Source organism: Isoptericola variabilis 225, assembly GCF_000215105.1.
In the GTDB taxonomy this organism is placed as follows: domain Bacteria; phylum Actinomycetota; class Actinomycetes; order Actinomycetales; family Cellulomonadaceae; genus Isoptericola; species Isoptericola variabilis_A.
Genome location: NC_015588.1, coordinates 817,347 through 837,661, shown reverse-complemented (window position 1 = coordinate 837,661; position 20,315 = coordinate 817,347). Strand labels below are relative to the sequence as shown.

The following is a 20,315-nucleotide window of genomic DNA, read 5'->3' as shown; positions in this document are numbered from 1 at the left end:
CCCGGCTGCGCCGCGGGCGTTCGTGTGTGCGTCAAGTTGATGTTAGCGCTCACATGCGCCAGGTCCTAGTCGCGGACGAGACGTCCGTCGGACGTCGTCGGCCGACGGTCACGCTACCGCGTCCGGGGCCCTCAGCCCGAGCACGGCGCCCCGGTGCTCGACCGCACCACGAGCTCGGGCGCGATGCGCTCCGGCGGGACGTCGCCGCCCGCCAGCGCGGCGAGCACCATCGCGACGGCGCGAGCGCCGAGCCGCGCGAACGGTTGACGCACGGTCGTCAGCGGCGGGACGAAGTACGCGGCGCCCGCGACGTCGTCGAACCCCACGACCGAGACGTCCCCGGGCACGTCGAGCCCCCGCTCCCACAGGGCGCGCAGGATGCCGAGGGCGAGCTGGTCGTTGCCGGCGAGCACCGCCGTCGGCCCCTCCCCCGCGCCGACGGCCTCGGCGAGGTCCCGGCCCGCGGCGTACCCGTCGTCGGCCGACCAGCTGCACACGCGCGGGCGCGTCGGCGTGACGCCGCGCGCCTCGAGGGCCTCGCGCCAGCCGGCGGCGCGCTCGCGCGCGTCGAACCAGTCCTGCGGACCGGCCACGTGCACGACGTCGTGGTGGCCCAGGTCGAGCAGGTGGTCGGTCGCGAGGCGCGCGCCGGAGCGCTGGTCGACCGCGAGGGACAGGGTCGCGGGACCGCCGGGCGCCGACTCGGCGTCCTCGAGCGCCGCGACGACAACGACGGGCACGGGCGCGCGGAACGACTCGACCGCCGCGGCGACGTCGTCCTGCGGCGCGATGACGACGATGCCCTCGACGCCCTGGGCCATGAAGTGCTCGAGCGCCTCGTGCATCGCCGCCGCGTCGTAGGTGCGCAGGGTCGCCACGGAGACGAAGTAGCCCTCGTCGCGGGCGGCGCCCTCGACCGCCACGAGCGTGCTCGTCGGGCCGAACAGCGCCGAGCCGGTCGTCACGACGCCGAGCGTCGCCGAGCGCGCCGTCGCGAGCGCGCGCGCCGCGCTGTTGCGCCGGTAGCCGAGGGACTCGATCGCCTGCAGGACACGCTCGCGCGTCTCCCCGCGCACGCTCGGGTGGGCGTTGAGCACGCGCGAGACCGTCTGGTGGGACACGCCCGCGACGGCCGCGACGTCGGCCATCGACGGCCGGCGGACCCGGGCCGCCGCGCGTCCGGGGGCCGCCGGACCGCTCATCCCGCCGAGCGCGCGGAGGCGTCGCCGGCCGTGACGTCGGCGTCGGCGGCGCCGGCCTCACCACGACGGCGGTCGAGCTCCCCGAGCACGCGGCGCAGGTACGTGTACGTGAGCTCGCCGGCCGCCTGGTCGAACTGCTCCTCGTACCCGTGCTTGGTGTACATCGCGAGGTTCTGCTTGGAGTCCTTGCCCGTGAAGACCCAGATCTCGGTGACCTCCTCGGGCAGGTACGGCAGCACCGCGAAGAGCAGCGACGTGCCGATGCCCTTGCCCTGCTGGTCGGGCGCGACGGCGAGCCGCCCGAGCGTCGCCTTGGAGCCCTCGAGCTCGACCCGGATCGACCCGACGAGCCGGTGCCCCTCCCACGCCCCGACGGTGACGACGTCCTCGCGCGCCATGTCCTCGCGCAGCTCGTGCAGCGTCTGGGTCAGCGGCGGGATGTGCGGGTCGTCGTACAGCTGGGCCTCGCTGACGAACGCGGCGCGGCGCAGCGTGAGCAGCTCGCCTGCGTGCTCATCCTCGACGAGTGCGATACGGGTGGCGCCGGCGTCGGCGGTGGCGTCGCTCATGGGCCCATCGTGTCAGACCGTCGGCGACAATGGGGTCCGTGACCACGACCGAGCCCGCCGTCCCCGACGACCGCGACGCGCCCGCCCAACCCGCCACCGAGTGGGTCCTGGCGCTGTCGTGCCCCGACCGCCCGGGGATCGTGCACGCCGTCGCCGGCATGCTCGCCGCGCACGACGGGAACATCACCGAGTCCCAGCAGTTCGGGGACCCGGCCTCAGGCCTGTTCTTCATGAGGGTCCAGGTCGCGACGACGGCGGGGCGCGCCGAGCTGGAGGCCGCGCTCGGTCCGGTCGCAGCGGAGTTCGGCATGACGTGGTCGCTCGACGTCGTCGGCCGTCCCATGCGCACGCTGATCCTCGTGAGCAGGGCGGCGCACTGCCTGGTCGACCTGCTCTACCGCGAGCGGTACCAGGACATGCCGATCGACGTCGTCGGCGTCGCCGGCAACCACCGCGACCTGCAGGACCTCGCGGCCTTCTACGGCAAGCCGTTCCACCACATCCCGGTCACCCCCGACACCAAGGCCGTCGCCGAGTCGAGGCTGCGCGACCTCGTCGACGAGCTCGACGTCGAGCTCGTCGTGCTCGCGCGGTACATGCAGATCCTGTCCGACGACCTGTGCCGCGACCTGGCGGGCCGGGTCATCAACATCCACCACTCGTTCCTGCCCTCGTTCAAGGGCGCGCGCCCGTACGCGCAGGCGCACGACCGCGGCGTCAAGCTCATCGGTGCGACGTCGCACTACGTCACGGGCGACCTCGACGAGGGCCCGATCATCGAGCAGGACGTCGAGCGCGTCGACCACTCGCACGCGGTCGCGGACCTCGTCGCGCTGGGCGAGGACGTCGAGCGCCGCACGCTCGCGCGCGCCGTGCGCTGGCACGCCGAGCACCGCGTGCTGCTCGACGGCCACCGCACCGTCGTCTTCCGCTGAGCCGACGCCGCGGCAGGTGCCCGGTCAGAGCGAGGGCGAGCGGGCGCCCGTGATTGCGCCGAGGATCTCCTCCTGGCTCGCGTCGGCGCTGAACGCGCCGTTGTTGCGCCCGTGCCGCAGCACCTCGATGCGGTCCGAGACGGCGCGCACGTCGGTGAGGTTGTGGCTGATGAGGATGACGCCGAGGCCCATCTCGCGCAGCCGCTCGATGTGCGTGAGCACCTCGGCGGTCTGGGCGACGGACAGCGCGGCGGTCGGCTCGTCGAGCACCACGATGCGCGGGTCGCCGATGAGCGTGCGCGCGATCGCGACGGCCTGGCGCTGACCGCCCGAGAGGTTGCGCAGCGGGGTGCGCACCGACGGGATCCGCACGGTGAGGTGGCGCAGGAGCGAGCGGGTCTCGGTCTCCATCTCGCCCTCGGCGAGCATGCCGACCCGGTTGCGGACCTCCTGGCCGAGGAAGACGTTCGCGGTCACGTCGAGGTTCTCGCACAGCGCGAGGTCCTGGAACACGCTCGCGACGCCCATCCGGTTGGCGGCCGACGCGGACGACAGCGTGACCGGCGTGCCGTCGATCTCGATCATCCCCGAGTCCGGCTGGAGCACCCCGGCGACGATCTTGGCCAGCGTCGACTTGCCCGCGCCGTTGTCACCGACGAGCGCCACGACCTCGTGCGCGTGCACCTCGAGGTCGACGCCGACGAGGGCCTCGACGGCACCGAAGTACTTGCTGATCTGCCGCAGCGCGAGCAGCGGCGTCCGTCCGGGCGTCACAGGCTCCCCTTCTGCGTGCCGTCGTCGGCGTTCTCGAAGACGTCGGTGGACTGGAGCGCGAGCACGATCGCGCCCATGAGCTCGGCGCGCGCCCCGAGCTCGGCGGGCACGACGTCGAGCGGCGTGAGCTGGTTGAGCAGGGTACGCCGTCGGATCGCCTCGCGCACCGGGCCGAGGAACGTCTCCCCCGTCTCGGCGAGCTCGCCGCCCACGACGACGCACTCAGGACCCATGACCGTGGCGAGGTTGGCGACGACCGCGCCGACCGTCGCGCCGGCGTCGGCGACGATCTCGCGGCAGCCCGGGTCGTCGTCGTTGGCGAGCGTGACGACGTCACGCAGCGTGAGGTTGCCGTGGCTGGTGCGCAGCGGCTCGAGCAGGGCGGGGATCCCGACGACGGTGTCGAGGCACCCGCGGCTGCCGCACACGCAGATGCGGCCGGCAGGCTCGACCTGCACGTGGCCGATCTCGCCGGCGGTGCCGCCCGGCCCGCGGTGCAGCCTGCCGCCGATGATCACGCCCGCGCCCACACCGTGGGACGCGCGCACGTAGAGCGCGTGGTGGTACTCGCGCGCGGCGCCGACCGTGCTCTCGGCGAGCGCGCCGAGGTTGGCGTCGTTGTCGACGAACACGGGCCGCGCGAGGCGCTTCTCGAGCACCTGCGCGATCGGCACGCCGTCCCAGCCGCGCAGCACACCGCGCACCGTGATGAGCCCCGTCGACACGTCGACGGACGCCGGGATGCCCAGCCCGATCGCGAGGAGCTCGTCGAGGTCCACGCCCACGCGCTCGAGCAGGTCGACCACGAGCAGCGCGGCACGGTCGAGGCTCGTGTCGCACCGGTGGTCGGCAGGAAGCGGCAGGGTCTGCTCGGCGACGACCTCGTGCGTGACGTCGGCGATCGCGACGCGCATGTGCCGGTAGCCCACGACGACGCCCGCCACGAGGCCGACGCGGTGCGACAGCGTCACGAGCTGGGCCCGGCGGCCCGAGCGGACGGCGGGGCGCACCTCGACCATGCCCGCCGTCACGAGCTCCTTGACGATGGTCGAGACGGTCGCGGCCGACAGCCCCGTGGCGCCGGTCAGCTCGACCTGGGTCAGGCCGCCGTGCCGCTTGACGGCGTCGACCACGCGGGCCCGGTTGGCCTCGCGCAGGGAGGACTGCGAGCCGGACACGGGCAGCCGTCCTCTCACGCGGGAATCCTAGGAGCACGACGCGCGGACGGGCGACATGCCGCCCGCCCGCGCGTCGTGGACGTGGTTCAGCGCAGCGCGGCGGCGCGGCGCTTGTTGTAGATGTCGAACGCGACGGCGAGCAGGAGCACGAGGCCCTTGACCACCTGCTGGATCGACTGGGGCACGCCCATGAGCTGCATGCCGTTCGACATGACCGCCATGATCAGACCACCGATCATGGCGCCGCCGACGCGGCCGACACCGCCCGTGGTCGAGGCGCCGCCGATGAAGCAGGCCGCGATCGCGTCGAGCTCGAACATGTTGCCCGCGCCCGGCTGCGCGCCGTTCATGCGGGACGAGAACACGATGCCGGCCACCGAGGCGAGGAAGCCCATGTTCACGAAGATCCAGAAGTTGACCCGCCGGACCTTGACGCCCGAGAGCTCGGCCGCGTGCCGGTTGCCACCGACGGCGTAGACGTGCCGGCCGAACACCGACTTCTGCGTGACCAGCCCGTACACGATGACGAGGATGGCGAGCAGGATGAGCACGTTCGGCAGGCCGCGGCTCTGGGCGAGCTGGTAGCCGAACCACATGACGACGGCCGCGACGACGGCGATCTTGAGCACGAACAGCGGCATCGACTCGACCGGCTGCTGGTAGGCGATGCGGCCGCGGCGCGTGCGCCACTGGCTCCACGCGTAGCCGGCCACGCCGATCGCGAAGATGACGAGCGTGAAGACGTCGACGCCGTACCCGCCGAGCAGGCCGTTCTGGAACCCGTTGGCGATGTTGTAGTAGGTGCCGCCGAACGGCGAGAGCGAGACGTTGTCGAGCACCCGGTAGGTCAGGCCGCGGAAGAGCAGCATGCCCGCCAGGGTCACGATGAAGCCCGGGATGCCGACGAACGCGACCCAGAAGCCCTGCCAGACGCCGACCAGGAGGCCGACGACGAGCGCGGCGAGCACGCCGACGTACCACGGCATGCCCTCGCGGATCACGACGACGGCGCTCACGGCTCCGGTGAGCGCGACGACCGATCCGACGGACAGGTCGATCTGCCCCGCGACGATGATCATCACCATCCCGATCGCGAGGATCAGGATGTAGGAGTACTGCAGAACGATGTTCGTCAGGTTGTTCGGGCTCAGGAAGTTGGGGTTGAGCGCGGCGAACAGGACGACGATCGCGACGAACGCGACGAAAATCCCGCTCTCGCGCAGGTGCCGGGTGGCGAAGTCCCGGACTCCGGCGATGACGTTCATGAGACGTAGTCCTTCGTGGGCAGGGGCTGGTCGCGCTCGATCGTCATGAGCTCCATCAGGCGCTCCTGCGTCGCCTCGGCGACGGGGAGCTGACCGGTGATGCGGCCGAACGCGAGCGTGTAGACGCGGTCGCAGATGCCGAGCAGCTCGGGCAGCTCGGAGGAGATGACCACGACCGCCTTGCCGGCCGCGACCATCTTGTTGATGATCGTGTAGATCTCGAACTTGGCGCCGACGTCGATGCCGCGCGTCGGCTCGTCGAGGATCAGCACGTCGGGGTCGGTGTACAGCCACTTGGCCAGCACGACCTTCTGCTGGTTGCCGCCCGAGAGCTTGCCGACGTTCGCGAGGACCGTGGGCGTCTTGATGTTGAGGCTGCCCCGGTACTCCTCGGCGACGCGCAGCTCCTCGTTGCCGTTGACCCAGCCGCGCGGGGCGAGCTTCTCGAGGCCGGCGAGCGAGACGTTGTGGCGGATGTCGTCGATGAGGTTGAGGCCGTAACCCTTGCGGTCCTCGGTCGCGTACGCGATGCCGTGGTGGATCGCGTCGGCGACCGACGTCATCTTGATCGGCCTGCCGTCCTTGAAGATGCGGCCCGAGATGTTCCGGCCGTAGGACCGGCCGAAGATGCTCATGGCCAGCTCGGTGCGCCCGGCGCCCATGAGCCCCGCGATGCCGACGACCTCGCCGGCGCGCACGTCGAACGAGGCGGCGTCGATGACCTTGCGGTCCGGCTGCGTCGGGTGGAACACCGTCCAGTCCTCGACGCGCAGGACCTCGTCGCCGACGACGCTCGTGCGCTCCGGGAAGCGGTGCTCGAGGTCGCGGCCGACCATGCCCCGGATGATGCGGTTCTGCGTCGACGCCGGGTCGGACATGTCGAGGGTCTCGATCGTCCGGCCGTCGCGGATGATCGTCGTGCGGTCGGCGATCTCGGCGATCTCGTTGAGCTTGTGCGAGATGATGATGCAGGTGATGCCCTGCGCCTTGAGCTGGCGCAGCAGCTCGAGCAGGTGCTCGGAGTCGTTGTCGTTCAGCGCGGCGGTCGGCTCGTCGAGGATGAGGAGGCGCACCTCCTTCGACAGCGCCTTGGCGATCTCGATGAGCTGCTGCTTGCCGACGCCGAGCGTGCCGACCGGGGTGACCGGCAGCTCGTCGAGGCCCACGCGCGCCAGGAGCTTGCCCGCCTCGGCGTTCGCGCGGTTCCAGTCGATCAGGCCCGTGCGCCCGCGCTGCTCGTTGCCGAGGAAGATGTTCTCGGCCACGGACAGGTACGGCACCAGGGCGAGCTCCTGGTGGATGATGACGATGCCGCGCGCCTCGGAGTCGTTGATCGAGGAGAACTCGACGGTCTCGCCGTCGAAGATGATGTCGCCGCTGTAGGTGCCGTGCGGGTACACGCCCGAGAGCACCTTCATCAGCGTCGACTTGCCGGCACCGTTCTCGCCGCAGATCGCGTGGATCTCGCCCTGCTCGACGGTGAGGTTGACGTCCGACAGCGCCTTGACGCCGGGGAACTCCTTGGTGATGGAGCGCATCTCCAGGATCGTGCTCATGCGCCCTCGTCCCTCCTTCGCGGGGATGGTGCCGCCGCGGCAGTGGCGCGACGGGCCCGGGGCGGGCCCGCGGCCGGCGCACGGTGGCGCTCGGCGGCGGACCCGCCCGGGTCTGAGGCGAGGATCAGCCGGCCTGGCCGGCGTCGATCTCCTCCTGGGTCCAGTAGCCGGACTCGACGAGCTCGGACTGGATGTTGTCGGCGTAGATCGTGGTCACGTCGAGGAGGTAGGACGGGACGACCTTGACGCCGTTGTCGTACGTCTCGGTGTCGTTCGCCTCGGGCTCCTCGCCCTCGAGGAACGCCTGCGCCGCGACGACCGCCTGGTCGGCGAGCAGGCGCGTGTCCTTGAAGATCGTGGAGTGCTGGACGCCGTCCTGGATCAGCTTGACGGACGCGACCTCGGCGTCCTGACCGGTGACGACCGGCAGGCCCTCCTCGATCGTCGGGCCCATGCCCACGCCCTGGAGCGCGGTGATGATGCCGCGGGACAGGCCGTCGTACGGCGAGAGCACGCCGTGCAGCTCGGTGCCGTCGTTGTACGTCGAGGTGAGGAGGTCCTCCATGCGCTTCTGCGCGGTCTCCTGCTGCCAGCGCAGGATGGCGGCCTGCTCGATGTCGGTCTGGCCCGACGGGACGACGAGCGAGCCGTCGTCGAAGAACGGCTGGAGCGTGTCGATCGCGCCCTGCCAGAAGAAGTGCGCGTTGTTGTCGTCGAGCGAGCCCGCGAAGAGCTCGATGTTGAACGGACCCGCCTCGCCCGTGGGCTCGCCGTTCTGGTCGGTCAGGCCCAGGCCGTAGAGCAGGGCCGTGGCCTGCGCGACGCCGACCTGGTAGTTGTCGAACGTGACGTAGAAGTCGACGTTCTCGCTGTCGCGGATGAGGCGGTCGTAGGAGATGACCGGGATGTTCGCCGCGGCCGCGGCGTCGAGCTGGCTCGACAGGGCGGTGCCGTCGATCGCCGCGATGATGAGCAGGTCGGCCCCGCCCGTGATCATCGAGTCGATCTGCTGCGTCTGCGTCGGGATGTCGTCGCCCGCGTACTGCAGGTCGACCTCGTACCCGGCCTCCTCGAGGCCCTCCTTGACGGCGTTGCCGTCCTGGATCCACCGCTCGGAGGTCTCGGTCGGCATGGCGACGCCGATCTTGACGTTCTCGTCGCCGTCCCCGGCGGGCGCACCGTCGCCGCCGGAGCCAGCACCCTCGCCACCGCAGGCGGCCAGGGTGAGCGTCAGCGCCGCACCGGCGGCGACCACGCCCATCTTCTTGCCGAGTCGCATCGTCGCGCTCCTTCTCGTCGTCGAGGGTCCCCGGCGGCGACCTTCGCCGCCGGCTGCCCGTAGGGCTGACCTTCGCCGGTCACTGTCGACCGGCCCGAGATACAGAGTGATGTCTTCGAGTTCCGAAGTCAAAGCCGCGGCGCGAACTCCGCCATAACGATCTGGTCACGAGATGGACACATCCGCGCCATCCTGCGGCTGCCACGACCGCCGGACGGCCGCGGAAGTGCCGCCGCATACGTTCGGTTTCCGAAGGCACTCACCTCGACAGCGCGGCGTATCCCCGCAGGACCAGGTCCCAGCCGGAGTCGTAGCGGCCGCGCGCGTCGCCGCCGTCGGGCCGGCGGTCCCAGCCCGTGTGGACCAGCTCGACGGCGGTGCCGCCCGGTGCGGCGCGGAACGTCACCTCGACGAGCGTCGCCTCGGCCGGCGGCGTGCCGGGGTGCCACGTGAAGCGCACGCGCGCCGGCGGCTCCCACGCCTCGATCGTGCCCCAGACCTCGGTCGAGCCGTCGGCGAGCGTCTCGACGATCCGCCCGCCGACGCCGGGCTCGACGCCCACGGTCACGGTCTTGCGGAGCTCGGAGAGCTGTGCGGTCATGACGGTCCTCCCTCGGACGGCCCCCTGCCGGCGTAGTCCTCGAACGCCTCGAGGACGTCGTTCCAGAAGCCGTCGAGCCACGCGCGCAGCGCGTCGAACCCCGCCCGGTCGAGCCGGTACACGTGGCGCGTGCCGACCGTCTCGTACGCGACCAGCCCGGCGTCGCGCAGGACCCGCAGGTGCTGCGACACGGCCGGGCGGCTCACGGGCAGCCCGTCCGCGAGCCGCGAGACCGGCGCCGGGCCGCGCACGAGGCGCTCGACGAGCGCGCGCCGCGTGGGGTCGCCGAGCGCGTCGAGGGCTTCTTGGTAAGTTCCCACTTACCGTAAGTAGCGTTTTACGCCTCACCATGGCAAGAGACCGCTGTGGGCATGATTTCTGGCCCGTTCTGTCCGGATGATCCGGACAGAACGGGCCAGAAATCATGCCCACAGCGGTTTTCTCGAGGGGTCAGCCCTGGGGGTCGACCAGCACCGCGACCGTCCGCGCCGGCACGGTCACGGTCCCGGACGCCTCGTCCCAGGTCGTGCCGCGCACGACGTCGTCGCTCCCGCCGGCCTGCACCGGCGACAGCGCGTAGTCGCGGCCGGCGAGCCCCGGCAGCTCGATCGTCGCCGCCTCGGGCGAGGCGTTGAAGACCGCGAGCACGCCGTCGAGCGCCGGGTCGACGTCGGTGCCGCCGGCCGTGTCGTCGATCGACATCGTGATCACGCCGGGGACGGCGTCCGGCCCCGCGTCGGGGAACGAGACCTTCTCGCCGATGAGCTCGGCCGAGCCGAGGCGGAACAGCTCCGTGGAGAACCGGAGCTCGAGCAGCTCGCGCGCCTGCTCCGAGGCGGTCGCGATGTGCCCGGGCGCGGGCTTGAGGTCCGGGTTCGCCAGGAGCGGCGCCATGACCGGCCACTTCTCCTGGTTCTCCGAGGCCATCGGCAGGCCCCGGCCGAACCCGTTGTCCTGCCCGGACCAGTCGATCGCGTTGAACCAGTCGCCCGAGTCGTACGAGTTCCGGTCGAGCGACTTGGAGCGCAGCAGGTCGGTGCCCGCGTGCCAGAACGCCGGGGTCTGGGCGAGCGCCGCCGTCGCGAGCGAGACGGTGTTCATCCGGACGCGGTCGTCCATGGGCGTGTCCTCGGGGAGCTTGAGCGTGAGCAGGTCGAACAGCGTCTCGTTGTCGTGCGCGTCGACGTACGTGACGACCTCCTCCGGGGACTCCGCGTAGCCGGCCGGCGACCCGCGGTAGTCGAGCTCCTCGCCGCGCTTCACCTCGCCGTCGGAGGCGAGCAGCTCGTAGTCGCGCAGGTTGCCCGCGAGGCCCAGCCGCACCAGGTCGGTCTGGTGCCGCAGGTCGGCGAGCTCGTCGGCGGACCCGTCGTTGACCGTGCCCGGCTCCCCGGCGCGCGCCTCGCGGCCGTTGGGGTCGGTGAACAGACCCGTCCCGAAGCCCTGCGTGAACGTCGAGGCGCCGTCGACGGGCGAGCCGCCGTGGACGGCGTCGCGCAGCCGATCGCTGAACGTCCCGATGCCCGTCCCGCCCAGCTGGCCCTGGGTCGCCTGGGTGAACAACGCGTTGTCCGCCACCTCGCCGAAGTTCCAGCCCTCGCCGTAGAGGTAGACGGCCGACCCGTCGACGCCGTCCTCCTCGACCGTCAGCCCGTCCAGGGCCTCGCGGACGGCGAGCATGTTCTCGCGCGAGTGGTGCCCCATGAGGTCGAAGCGGAAGCCGTCGACCTTGTAGTCGCGCGCCCAGGTGACCACCGAGTCGACCATGAGCTTCTCGGCCATCGCGTGCTCGGTGGCCACGTTCTGGCAGCAGGTGCTCGTCTCGACCGCACCCGTCGTCGGGTTGAGCCGGTGGTAGTAGCCGGGCACGACCTTGTCGAGCACCGACTTCTCCGCCTGCCCGCTCGCCGCGGTGTGGTTGAACACCTGGTCGAGCACGACCTGCAGCCCGGCGGCGTGCAGCGAGCCGACCATGGTGCGGAACTCCGCGACGCGCGCGCCGCCGTCGGCCTCGACCGCGTACGAGCCCTCGGGGACCGTGAAGTGGTAGGGGTCGTAGCCCCAGTTGAACCCGTCGCGCTCCTTGACCGCGGTCACCGCGGCCTGCTGCTCGGTCGAGTCGGGCGCGAAGCCCGACAGGTCGCCCGGCTCCTCCCGGTCGGCCGGGTCCTCGGGGATCGTCGCGATGTCGAACGTCGGCAGCAGGTGCACCGTCGTCATGCCGGCGTCGGCGAGCTCGCGCAGGTGCGTCATGCCGTCCGAGCCGGACTCGGCGAACGCGAGGTAGGTGCCTCGCACGTCCTCGGGCACGGTCTCGTCCGCGATCGAGAAGTCGCGCACGTGGAGCTCGTAGATCGTCTGGTCCACGGGCCGCTCGACGACGGGCTGCGGCGTCGTGCGCCAGACCTTCGGCTGCCACCGCTTGTCGTCGAGCGAGAGCACGACCGAGTGCGTCGAGTCCCGTGTCAGGGCCACCGAGTACGGGTCGGTGACCACGTTCGTCTCGACCTTCCCGGTGCTCGGCACGTACACCTGGACGGCGTACCGGTAGCGAGCACCGTTCCAGGCGTACTTCTTGTCGACGTCCTTGCCATCGACGGTCCAGGTGCCGTCGGCCTGCCGTGCCGTGTCGAGCCTGCGCGGCTCGGCATCGAGGCTCGTGCCCTCGGGCCACACGAGCAGGTCGACGTCCTTCGCCGTGGGCGCCCACAGTGCGAACGCGGCCCACTTGCGGTTCGGGTGCACCGTCACGCCGAGCTCTCGGTCCGCCGCAGCCTCGGCGAACAGGTCGTCGAGCACGCCCGGGAGCTGGACGCCCGTGGCGGCCGTGAGCGTGTCGCCGTCCGATCGCGTCGCCAGGAGCTGCCCGGTGAGCAGCGCCTCGACCTCGGCGCGCGGGACGGGGCCGTCGTCGGCGGCGCCGTCCCGGGTGAGCACGAGGGCCGTGTGGTCCGCGAGCGCCGGGAAGTCCGCGGCGACGTCCTCGGGGACGCCTCCGGACGCCGGCGTCAGGGTGTACGACGCCGCGCCGTCGGGCAGGTCTCCACCCCCCGGTCCGCGCACGGCGCCGTCGGCGACGGCGAGCCCGCCGGTCGGGGCCGTCCACAGCGTCCAGGCGTCGCCCGACCCGAGCGAGCCGGGCCACAGCAGCAGGCCCTCGCGCACCCAGTGCGCGGCCTGCTGACCGGCGCCGGGCAGGGGCGGGTTCTCGACGCCGATCTCGAGCACGTGCGTGTCGAGGTCGTACGTGAAGGTCACCGTCTCGCCGTCGCCCACGCTGAACGAGTAGTTCGCGCCGTCGCGGGCACCGCCCACCCCGTAGTTCTCCGCCCAGCTCATCCCGTGCGCGACCTTGACCTCGTAGGCGCCCGCGGCGAGCCGGTCGGTCGACCAGGTGTAGACGCCGTCGCCGTCGGGGTCCTTGGCCCACGTGGCGAGGCAGTCGGGCTGCCAGGTGCCCGGGCAGCCGACCTGGTCCTGGTAGGAGCCGGGCATCGTCACGATCGGGCCCTGCGCGGTCGACGAGAAGTCGTGGCTGACCGGGTCCCAGTAGAACGTGACCGGCCCGCCGTCGTGGTGGTACCGCGCGTTGGCGCCGTCGCGCACGCCGCCGACGCCGTAGTTCACGGCCCACGAGCCGTTGACCGCGACCTTGTACTCGTAGTCGCCCGCGGGCAGGTCGAACGTGCCCTGCCAGACGCCGTCGGGCCGCTCGGTGAGGCGCGCGCCCTCGCAGTCGGGCGTCCAGTCGCCGGCGCAGCCCATCTCGGAGTTGTGGTTGCCGGGCACGGTGACCATGTCGATCTCGGGCTCGGGCTCGGCGTCGCCGACCTCGCCCGAGACGTCGACGCCCACGGACGCGAACGTCGAGGCGGCGGCACGGTCGCCGTCGGCGTCCACGGTCACGGCGCGGTACTCGACGAGCGTGCCCTCGGGCAGGTCGACGTCGTGGAAGACGCGCGGCGTCGTGTCCTCGGCGGTGCCGAGGTGCTGCCACTCGGTCGTGCCGACCTCGCGCCATGCGAACGACGTCTCGGCCCACGCGTCGTCGACGGTCGCCGCGACGGGCGCGGTGCCGGTCATGGCGGCGCCGGCGCCCGGCACGGTGACCGTGATCTCGCCCGTCGTGTCGGCACCGACCATCCGGTCCGCGACGAGGACGACGGCGGAGGTCGCCGGGACCTCGAGGGTCACGGTGCCGTCGGCGCCGGCCGTGACGGACGTGCCGCCGCCGGCGAGCTCGCCGTACAGCGCGGTGTACGTCGCGCCGGGGGTCAGCGTGGTGAAGGTGGCACCGCGAGCCGCCGACGCGTTGTTGAGCGCCACGAGGTGCTCGACCTTCTCGTCGCGGTGCACGCGGCTGAAGGCGTAGACGCCCGCGCCGTTCTCCGCGTACCGCTCAACCTGCGCGCCCGTGGCGAGCGCGGGGTGGGCGTCGCGGAGCGCGGCCAGCTCGGCGAGGTGCCGGTAGAGCGGCGCGTCGGTGTCGTAGCGGTCGACGCTGCCGGCACGCTCGCCGGTGACGAGATCCTGGTCGGCGTACTCGGCGACCTGCGTCGCGAAGAGCGTCTGGCGCGCGTCCTTGTCGCCGCCCGTGCCCGCGAAGCCCTGCTCGTCGCCGTAGTAGACGACGGGCTGGCCGCGCGTGAGGTACATCAGCTCGTGGGCGAGCTCGTCCCGGGCGAGCGGGTCGTCGGTGTTCTGCAGCAGGTAACCGACGCGACCCATGTCGTGGTTGCCGAGGAAGGTCGGCAGCGCGGAGGCGGACGAGTGGGGCGTGGTGTAGCGGTCGTCGCTCGCGAAGAGGTTGGCCAGGCCGCGGGCGCTGTTGCCGCTCGCGTAGCTCGTGGCCGCCGCCTGGAACGCGAAGTCGAGCACCGAGCTCATCTCGGTCTCGCGGACGTAGGGCGCGGTCTTGGCGGCGTCGGCGTCGTACACCTCGCCGAACATGAAGAAGTCGTCCTTCTCGATCGAGCGCGCGTAGTCCATGACCTCGGCCGACCACGTCTCCCAGAACTCCGGGTTGACGTGCTTGACCGTGTCGATCCGGAAGCCGTCGATGCCGAGGTCGATCCAGGCCTTGTAGACGTCGACGAAGCCCTGCACGACCGTCGGGTGCTCGGTCATGAGGTCGTCGAGCCCGTCGAAGTCGCCGTAGGTGACCGACTCGCCGGTCCACGTCGAGTTGCCGCGGTTGTGGTAGAGCGTGACGTCGTTGAGCCAGGCCGGGACCTTGAGGTCGGCGTCCTCGGGCGAGACCTGCGGCGTGTAGGGGAACGACTTCGCGGGGTCGAGCTCGGGGAAGTCGTCCGTACCGGCGTGGTCCGCGGGGTTGAACACGTTGCCCGCAGCGTCGCGGTAGGGCGAGGTCGCCTGGTCGACGTACTCGTACCTGCCCTCGGCGTAGTCGATGACGTCGGCCGTGTGGTTGGTGATGATGTCGAAGTAGACCTTGATGCCGCGGGCGTGCGCCTCGTCGATGAGCGCGCCGAGCTCCTCGTTCGTGCCGAGGTGCGGGTCGATCCGCGTGAAGTCGGTGATCCAGTACCCGTGGTACCCGGCGCTCGCCTGGTCGCCCGTGCCCTGGACGGGCCGGTTGAGGAACGACGGCGTGAGCCAGATCGCCGTCGTGCCCAGCCCCTCGATGTAGTCGAGCCTCTCGCGCAGCCCGGCGATGTCGCCGCCGGAGTAGAAGCCCTTGTTCGTCGGGTCGAAGCCGTGGTCGAGCCGGTCGCCGGCGATCCCGCCGGTGTCGTTCGACGGGTCGCCGTTGGCGAACCGGTCGGTCATGACGAAGTAGAACCGCTCGTCCGACCCGGGCTGGCGCACGGGCGGCACGACGAGCGCGGCGTCGGTCGCCTCGTCGTACTCCCCCGCGAGGCCGACCGGCGTCAGGGCGATGCGGTGCGTCGTGTCGTCGTACGTCACGCGCACGCGCGCGTCGCCGCCGAGCACGAGCGGCGCGTCGGCGTCGGTGCCCTCGCGCCCGTACGACTCGTCCCACGTGTCGTCGAGTGCCACCTTGTACTGGTACGACCCGGCCGGGATGTCGAACTCGGCGGTGTAGGTGCCGTCGCCGGCAGGCTGCAGCTCGGTCGCCTCGCAGGCCGGGTCCCAGTCGGACCCGCAGCCCAGCTCGGTCTGCAGGTCGCCGACCAGGGCCGCGGTGCGGTCCTCGGCGGCGGCCGGGCCTGCCACGGCGACCGTGGCGGCGACGGCGGTGAGACCGGTGAGGGCGAGGAGCGAGGAGGCAGCGAGCGCCGCGACGGCGCGGCGCGGGGTGCGCGTCATGTGGACTCCTTCGTCGATGTGCCGCACGCGACTGTAATGCTTGCAGAAACGTGCAGCAAGACCCGACGTCAGCCCGCGAGGTGCCCCCACCGCCCCGAGAGGTCCCGCCAGGCGCCGACGTCGGCCACCTCGCCGTCGTCCAGCACGACCACCCGGTCGGCACGCGCGAGCGCGGCACGCTTGGACGTCGCGCCGACGCGCGCCTCGGTGTGCGGGTCCATGCGCGCGGTGGCCTCGTCGAGCACGACGACATGGACGTCGCGCACGAGCAGGCGTGCGAACGCGACGAGCTGCTCCTCGCCCGCGGACAGCGAGGTCCCGCCCGGGCCGAGGAGCGTGTCGAGGCCGTCAGGCAGCCCGTCGACCCACTCCTGCAGCCGGAGCTCGGCGACGGCGGCCTCGACGTCGGAGCGCGGCACGTCCGCGCGCGACAGGAGCGAGGCGAGCGTCGACTTGCCCGACCCCGTGCGGCCCACGAGCGCGACCGTCTGGCCGGCCGGCACGTGCAGCGAGACGCCCTGCAGGGCGAAGGTGCCCCCGGCGTACGCGAAGTGCAGGTCGCGCAGTTCGATGTCGAGCGGCCCGTCGGGGACCGGTCGGCCGCCCGCGGGCTCCGGCTCCGCCTCGAGGAGCTGGCGGATGCGAATCGCCGCGCCCACGCCCTCCTGGAGGTCGGGCAGGTGCCGGGCCAGCTGGTCGATCTGACCGACGAAGGTGGCCGTCACCAGGAAGAGCGTGACGAGGCCTGCCACCGACAGGTCGCCGCCTGCCGCGAGCGCCACGCCCGCGACGGCGACGCCGCCCAGCAGCGCGTGCAGCAGCAGGCCCGCGCGGCGCGTCATGCGCGTCTCGACGACGAGGACGCGGTCGAGCGTCCGGTGGACCGCCGCCGACAGCTCGGCCAGGCGGCGCACCGCGAACGCCTGCCCGAGGCTCGTGCGCAGGTCGTCGCGGGCGGCGACGGCCTCCTCGAACGCGGCGGCGTCGTCGGTCCAGGCGCGCTCCTCGACGACCTTGCGCCGCGCGATCTCGCCGAGCAGCGGCCGCACGAGCAGCACCGTCGCGGTGCCGAGGACGGGGAACAGGACCCAGGCGGGCCACCACGTGAGTCCCGCGACCACCCACAGCGGCACCGAGCCGATCACCGTGCGGCCCATGCCCCACGGCTGCCGCCGGACGAGCGCGCCGACCGCGTGGGTGTCGTCGTCGACCACGCACAGCGCGAGCAGCGCGACGCCCGCCGTCGTCGGATCCTGGGCGAGCCGGCCGGCGACGACCGTGCCGAGCGCCGAGCGCGACCAGCGCGACGACGGCGACCGGGCTGCGCAGCCGCCGCCAGTCGAGGCGCCGGGCCGGGTCGTCGGGCGCGGGCGCGGGAGCCGCCGCAGGAGCGCGGGTCGTGGTGTCGATCATCGTCGACCGACACTACGACCCGCCTCCGACGCTCCCCCAGGGCTTTTCCGCAGGTCGCGCGGGACCGTCAGACCAGGCCGAGCGAGCGCACCGCCTCACGCTCCTCGGCGAGCTCGGCGACGCTGGCGTCGATCCGGGCCCGCGAGAAGTCGTCGATCTCGAGCCCTTCGACGAGCTGCCAGTCGCCGCCCGAGGACGTCACCGGGAAGGACGACACGAGGCCCTCCGGCACGCCGTACGCGCCCGTCGACCACAGGCCGGCACTGGTCCAGTCGCCCTCGGGCGTCCCGAGCACCCAGTCGCGCACGTGGTCAATCGCGGCGTTGGCAGCCGACGCTGCCGACGACGCGCCGCGCGCCTCGATGATCGCGGCGCCCCGCTTCGCCACCGTGGGGATGAACTCCCCGGTGAGCCACGCGGTGTCCGCGGCGAGGTCCGCGCCCGGGCGGCCCCCGACCTCGGCGTGGAACAGGTCGGGGTACTGCGAGGCCGAGTGGTTGCCCCAGATGGTCACCCGGCGGACCTCGGACACCGGCACGCCGGCCTTCTTGGCGACCTGCGACAGCGCGCGGTTGTGGTCGAGGCGCGTCATCGCGGTGAACCGCTCCTTGGGCACGTCCGGGGCGTTCGACGCCGCGATGAGGGCGTTGGTGTTCGCCGGGTTGCCGACCACGAGGACCCGCACGTCGTCCGCCGCGCCGTCGTTGATGGCCTTGCCCTGCGGAGCGAAGATGCCGCCGTTCGCCTCGAGCAGGTCGGCGCGCTCCATGCCCGCGCCGCGCGGCCGGGCGCCGACGAGCAGCGCGACGTTCGTCCCGGCGAACCCCTGCGTCGGGTCGTCGTAGATGTCGACGCCGGCCAGCAGCGGGAACGCGCAGTCATCGAGCTCCATCGCGGTGCCCTCGGCGGCCTTGACCGCCTGCGGGATCTCGAGGAGCTTGAGCCGCACGGGGGTGTCGGGCCCGAGCATCGCGCCCGAGGCGATCCGGAAGAGCAGCGCGTACCCGATCTGGCCCGCGGCTCCGGTGACGGTGACGTTCACAGGTGTCGTCATGCGCCTACTCTGGCGCACGCACGCCCTGAGGTCCACGGACACGGCGCGACCCTCCCGCCCGGACGCCGGAACCGGTAGCGTGCGACACGTCACCGGCCGGGACCCCGGGCGCCCCGGGCATCCAGCCTCCGTCCAGACGCCGGTGGCAGGATCCGAGCGGCCTGCGGTCTTCCCGGGCCGCGTCCCCAGCGGGCACGACCGCCCGTCTCCCGAGCAGAGAAGGACCCTCATGTCCCAGGACACCGCCGCGCAGAGCGGCACGTCTGTCGCGGTCGTCGAGGAGACGACCACCACCGCACCCGTGTACGGCCTCTTCACCCGGCTGGCGGCCGAGACGTTCGGCACGTTCGCCCTCGTGCTCGCCATCGTCAGCACGTGGGCGTTCAACGCGCTCAACAACGGCTCGATCGTCACCGTCGCGCTGGCCGCCGGCATCACCCTGCTCGCGGTGACCGCGGCGCTCGGCCACGTCTCCGGCGCGCACGTCAACCCCGCCGTGACGCTCGGCCTCGTGCTGTCGGGCCGTGCCCCGTGGAGCGACCTGCTGCCGTACTGGCTCGCGCAGCTGGTCGGCGCGGCGCTCGCCGCGGTCGTCCTGTGGTCGGTCATCCCGTCGGGATACCCGGCGCTCATCGGCGCCGCCGACAAGGCGGCGGTCATGCAGGCCACGGCCAACGGCTACGGCGACCACTCGCCGCTCGCCGTCATGGCCACGCGCGTGGGCGCCGAGGGCTCGTTCACCGTGTGGTCGGCGCTCCTCGTCGAGATCCTGCTGACGGCCGTCCTCGTGGGCGTCGTCCTCGGCACCACGAGCCGCCGCTCGCGCGTCACGTACCCGGCCGTCGCGATCGGCCTCACGCTCACGGCCCTGCACCTCGTGTCGTGGCCCATGACCAACACGTCGGTCAACCCGGCCCGCTCCTTCGCGTCGGCGATCTTCGCCGGCGGCTGGACCTGGGGCCAGCTGTGGCTGTTCGTCGTCGCGCCGCTCGTCGGCGCCGCGCTCGCCGCGCTGTTCTACCGGGCGTTCTCGCCGCTGCCCGCCCTGCCCGGCGAGGAGTCCGAGGAGTCCGACCTCGCCGCCGGCGACGAGGACGTCGAGGAGACCGACGTCGTCGTGGTCTCCGAGGAGCGCGACGCCGCGAGCGACGCGACCGTCGCGGACGGGACCGCGGACGAGACGGCGCGCCGGGAGCCGGGCGACGACCAGCCCGGCACGCCGCGCGCCTGAGCGGCACGGACGATCACGAGGGCCGGCACCCGCAGGGGTGCCGGCCCTCGTGGCGTTCCGCGGCGGCCCGCTCTCTGGTAGACATGGCCGGCTGCTGCACGCCCGACCGAAGGCCCCCCGATGACGCTCCCCCCGCCCTCCGACCCGTACGCCGGCTGGGACGCCGCGCCCCGCGCGCCGTTCGGCCCCGAGCCGGGTCCGCTCCCGTACGCGACCGCGCCATCGACGCCGTCGGACGGGACCGGGTGGGTGATCGCCGCGATCGTCCTGTTCTGGCCGCTCGCGATCCCGGCGTACCTGGCGTCGCAACGGTCGGCGCGAGCGCTGGGCGCCGGCGACGTCGTCACGGCCGCGCGCGAGGGGCGGGCCGCCCGCGGGTTCGGCGTCGCGGCGGTCGTGGCCGCGGCGGTCTCGCTGGTGCTCACCGTCGCGGTGTGGTCCGTGCTGCTCGTGAACGTGCTCGGCGGCGGCTCGTGGACCGCCGACGCGTGGGGGCTCGACGCCCTCGAGGAGGAGCTCGGCCTCGACCCGGAGCCGGGTGCCGGCGGCGTGGAGACCGACTGGCTCGACGTGCAGGTCGGCGACTGCTTCGACGGGTCCAGCCTGACCGAGGAGTCGTACGGGGTGCCCGTGGTGCCGTGCGAGGAGGAGCACGTCTCGGAGGTCTTCGCCGTGACCGAGCTGCCCGACGGCGAGTGGCCGGGCACGGCGGTCGTCGACGAGCGCTCGTACGACTACTGCGTCGAGGAGTTCACCGCGTTCGTCGGCGAGCCGTACGACGAGTCGAGCCTCTACGTGTGGCCCGCGACGCCGACCGAGGAGAGCTGGGCGTGGGGCGACCGGACCGTCCTGTGCGTCGTCGAGCCCATGCAGGGCACCGTGACCGGGACGCTCGAGGGCTTCACGACGCGCGACTGACGCTCCGACGCGCCCGGCAGCGGGGCCGCGCCCCGCGAGCGATGCCCCG

At 72.5% G+C, this 20,315-nt stretch carries 15 protein-coding genes; 3 read left to right on the top strand and 12 right to left on the bottom strand.

Translation table 11 applies throughout. The annotated features are described in order from the left end of the window. Positions 1-131 precede the first annotated feature (131 nt). Together ISOVA_RS03935 and ISOVA_RS03930 are read right to left on the bottom strand one after the other, a co-directional pair. A complete protein-coding gene (locus ISOVA_RS03935) occupies positions 132-1,202 on the bottom strand; it encodes a LacI family DNA-binding transcriptional regulator (RefSeq protein WP_013837961.1) in 1,071 nt (356 codons plus the stop codon). Continuing rightward, the gene (locus ISOVA_RS03930; RefSeq protein WP_013837960.1) at positions 1,199-1,771 is read right to left on the bottom strand and encodes a GNAT family N-acetyltransferase; all 573 of its coding nucleotides are present in this window, start codon (positions 1,769-1,771) and stop codon (positions 1,199-1,201) included. The genes ISOVA_RS03935 and ISOVA_RS03930 overlap by 4 nt, the downstream gene beginning before the upstream one ends. A gap of 29 nt (positions 1,772-1,800) precedes the next feature. Between ISOVA_RS03930 and purU the strand changes: the two genes are divergently transcribed. Then, on the top strand, positions 1,801-2,706 hold the full coding sequence (gene purU, locus ISOVA_RS03925; protein WP_013837959.1) for a formyltetrahydrofolate deformylase: 906 nt from the start codon (positions 1,801-1,803) through the stop codon (positions 2,704-2,706). Positions 2,707-2,730: 24 nt separating this feature from the next. Here the strand turns inward: purU and ISOVA_RS03920 are convergent, their stop codons facing one another. From ISOVA_RS03920 to ISOVA_RS03875, 10 genes are all read right to left on the bottom strand, one after another. Then, a complete protein-coding gene (locus ISOVA_RS03920; RefSeq protein WP_013837958.1) occupies positions 2,731-3,480 on the bottom strand; it encodes an ATP-binding cassette domain-containing protein in 750 nt (249 codons plus the stop codon). Beyond that, positions 3,477-4,676 (bottom strand): ROK family transcriptional regulator, encoded by a 1,200-nt coding sequence (locus ISOVA_RS03915; protein WP_013837957.1) that lies wholly within the window; start codon positions 4,674-4,676, stop codon positions 3,477-3,479. The genes ISOVA_RS03920 and ISOVA_RS03915 overlap by 4 nt, the downstream gene beginning before the upstream one ends. A 68-nt stretch (positions 4,677-4,744) precedes the next feature. Next, positions 4,745-5,923 (bottom strand): multiple monosaccharide ABC transporter permease, encoded by a 1,179-nt coding sequence (gene mmsB, locus ISOVA_RS03910; RefSeq protein ID WP_013837956.1) that lies wholly within the window; start codon positions 5,921-5,923, stop codon positions 4,745-4,747. Then, positions 5,920-7,479, bottom strand: a complete 1,560-nt coding sequence (gene mmsA, locus ISOVA_RS03905; protein ID WP_013837955.1) for a multiple monosaccharide ABC transporter ATP-binding protein — start codon at positions 7,477-7,479, stop codon at positions 5,920-5,922. The genes mmsB and mmsA overlap by 4 nt, the downstream gene beginning before the upstream one ends. Before the next feature lie 124 nt (positions 7,480-7,603). Then, positions 7,604-8,758, bottom strand: a complete 1,155-nt coding sequence (gene chvE, locus ISOVA_RS03900) for a multiple monosaccharide ABC transporter substrate-binding protein (RefSeq protein WP_013837954.1) — start codon at positions 8,756-8,758, stop codon at positions 7,604-7,606. 259 nt (positions 8,759-9,017) lie between these two features. Then, complete coding sequence (locus ISOVA_RS03895; protein WP_013837953.1) at positions 9,018-9,359, bottom strand: SRPBCC domain-containing protein; 342 nt, start codon at positions 9,357-9,359, stop codon at positions 9,018-9,020. Then, positions 9,356-9,679: an ArsR/SmtB family transcription factor gene (locus tag ISOVA_RS03890; protein WP_013837952.1), complete on the bottom strand. Its 324-nt coding sequence runs from the start codon at positions 9,677-9,679 to the stop codon at positions 9,356-9,358. The genes ISOVA_RS03895 and ISOVA_RS03890 overlap by 4 nt, the downstream gene beginning before the upstream one ends. Positions 9,680-9,809: 130 nt before the next feature. Then, positions 9,810-15,650, bottom strand: a complete 5,841-nt coding sequence (gene pulA / locus ISOVA_RS03885) for a pullulanase-type alpha-1,6-glucosidase (RefSeq protein WP_013837951.1) — start codon at positions 15,648-15,650, stop codon at positions 9,810-9,812. A gap of 68 nt (positions 15,651-15,718) precedes the next feature. Then, on the bottom strand, positions 15,719-16,864 hold the full coding sequence (locus tag ISOVA_RS03880; protein ID WP_049788228.1) for an ATP-binding cassette domain-containing protein: 1,146 nt from the start codon (positions 16,862-16,864) through the stop codon (positions 15,719-15,721). A gap of 266 nt (positions 16,865-17,130) precedes the next feature. Continuing rightward, positions 17,131-18,117 carry a malate dehydrogenase gene (locus ISOVA_RS03875; protein WP_041294768.1) on the bottom strand — a complete coding sequence of 329 codons (987 nt, stop codon included), beginning with the start codon at positions 18,115-18,117 and terminating at the stop codon, positions 17,131-17,133. A 229-nt stretch (positions 18,118-18,346) separates the two neighbouring features. Here ISOVA_RS03875 and ISOVA_RS03870 point away from each other — a divergent pair, with 229 nt between their 5' ends. Both ISOVA_RS03870 and ISOVA_RS15330 read left to right on the top strand, forming a co-directional pair. Then, positions 18,347-19,348, top strand: coding sequence for an aquaporin (locus ISOVA_RS03870; RefSeq protein WP_013837948.1), 1,002 nt, complete (start codon positions 18,347-18,349; stop codon positions 19,346-19,348). 120 nt (positions 19,349-19,468) lie between these two features. Continuing rightward, on the top strand, positions 19,469-20,266 hold the full coding sequence (locus tag ISOVA_RS15330) for a septum formation family protein (RefSeq protein WP_013837947.1): 798 nt from the start codon (positions 19,469-19,471) through the stop codon (positions 20,264-20,266). The last annotated feature ends 49 nt before the right edge of the window (positions 20,267-20,315 follow it).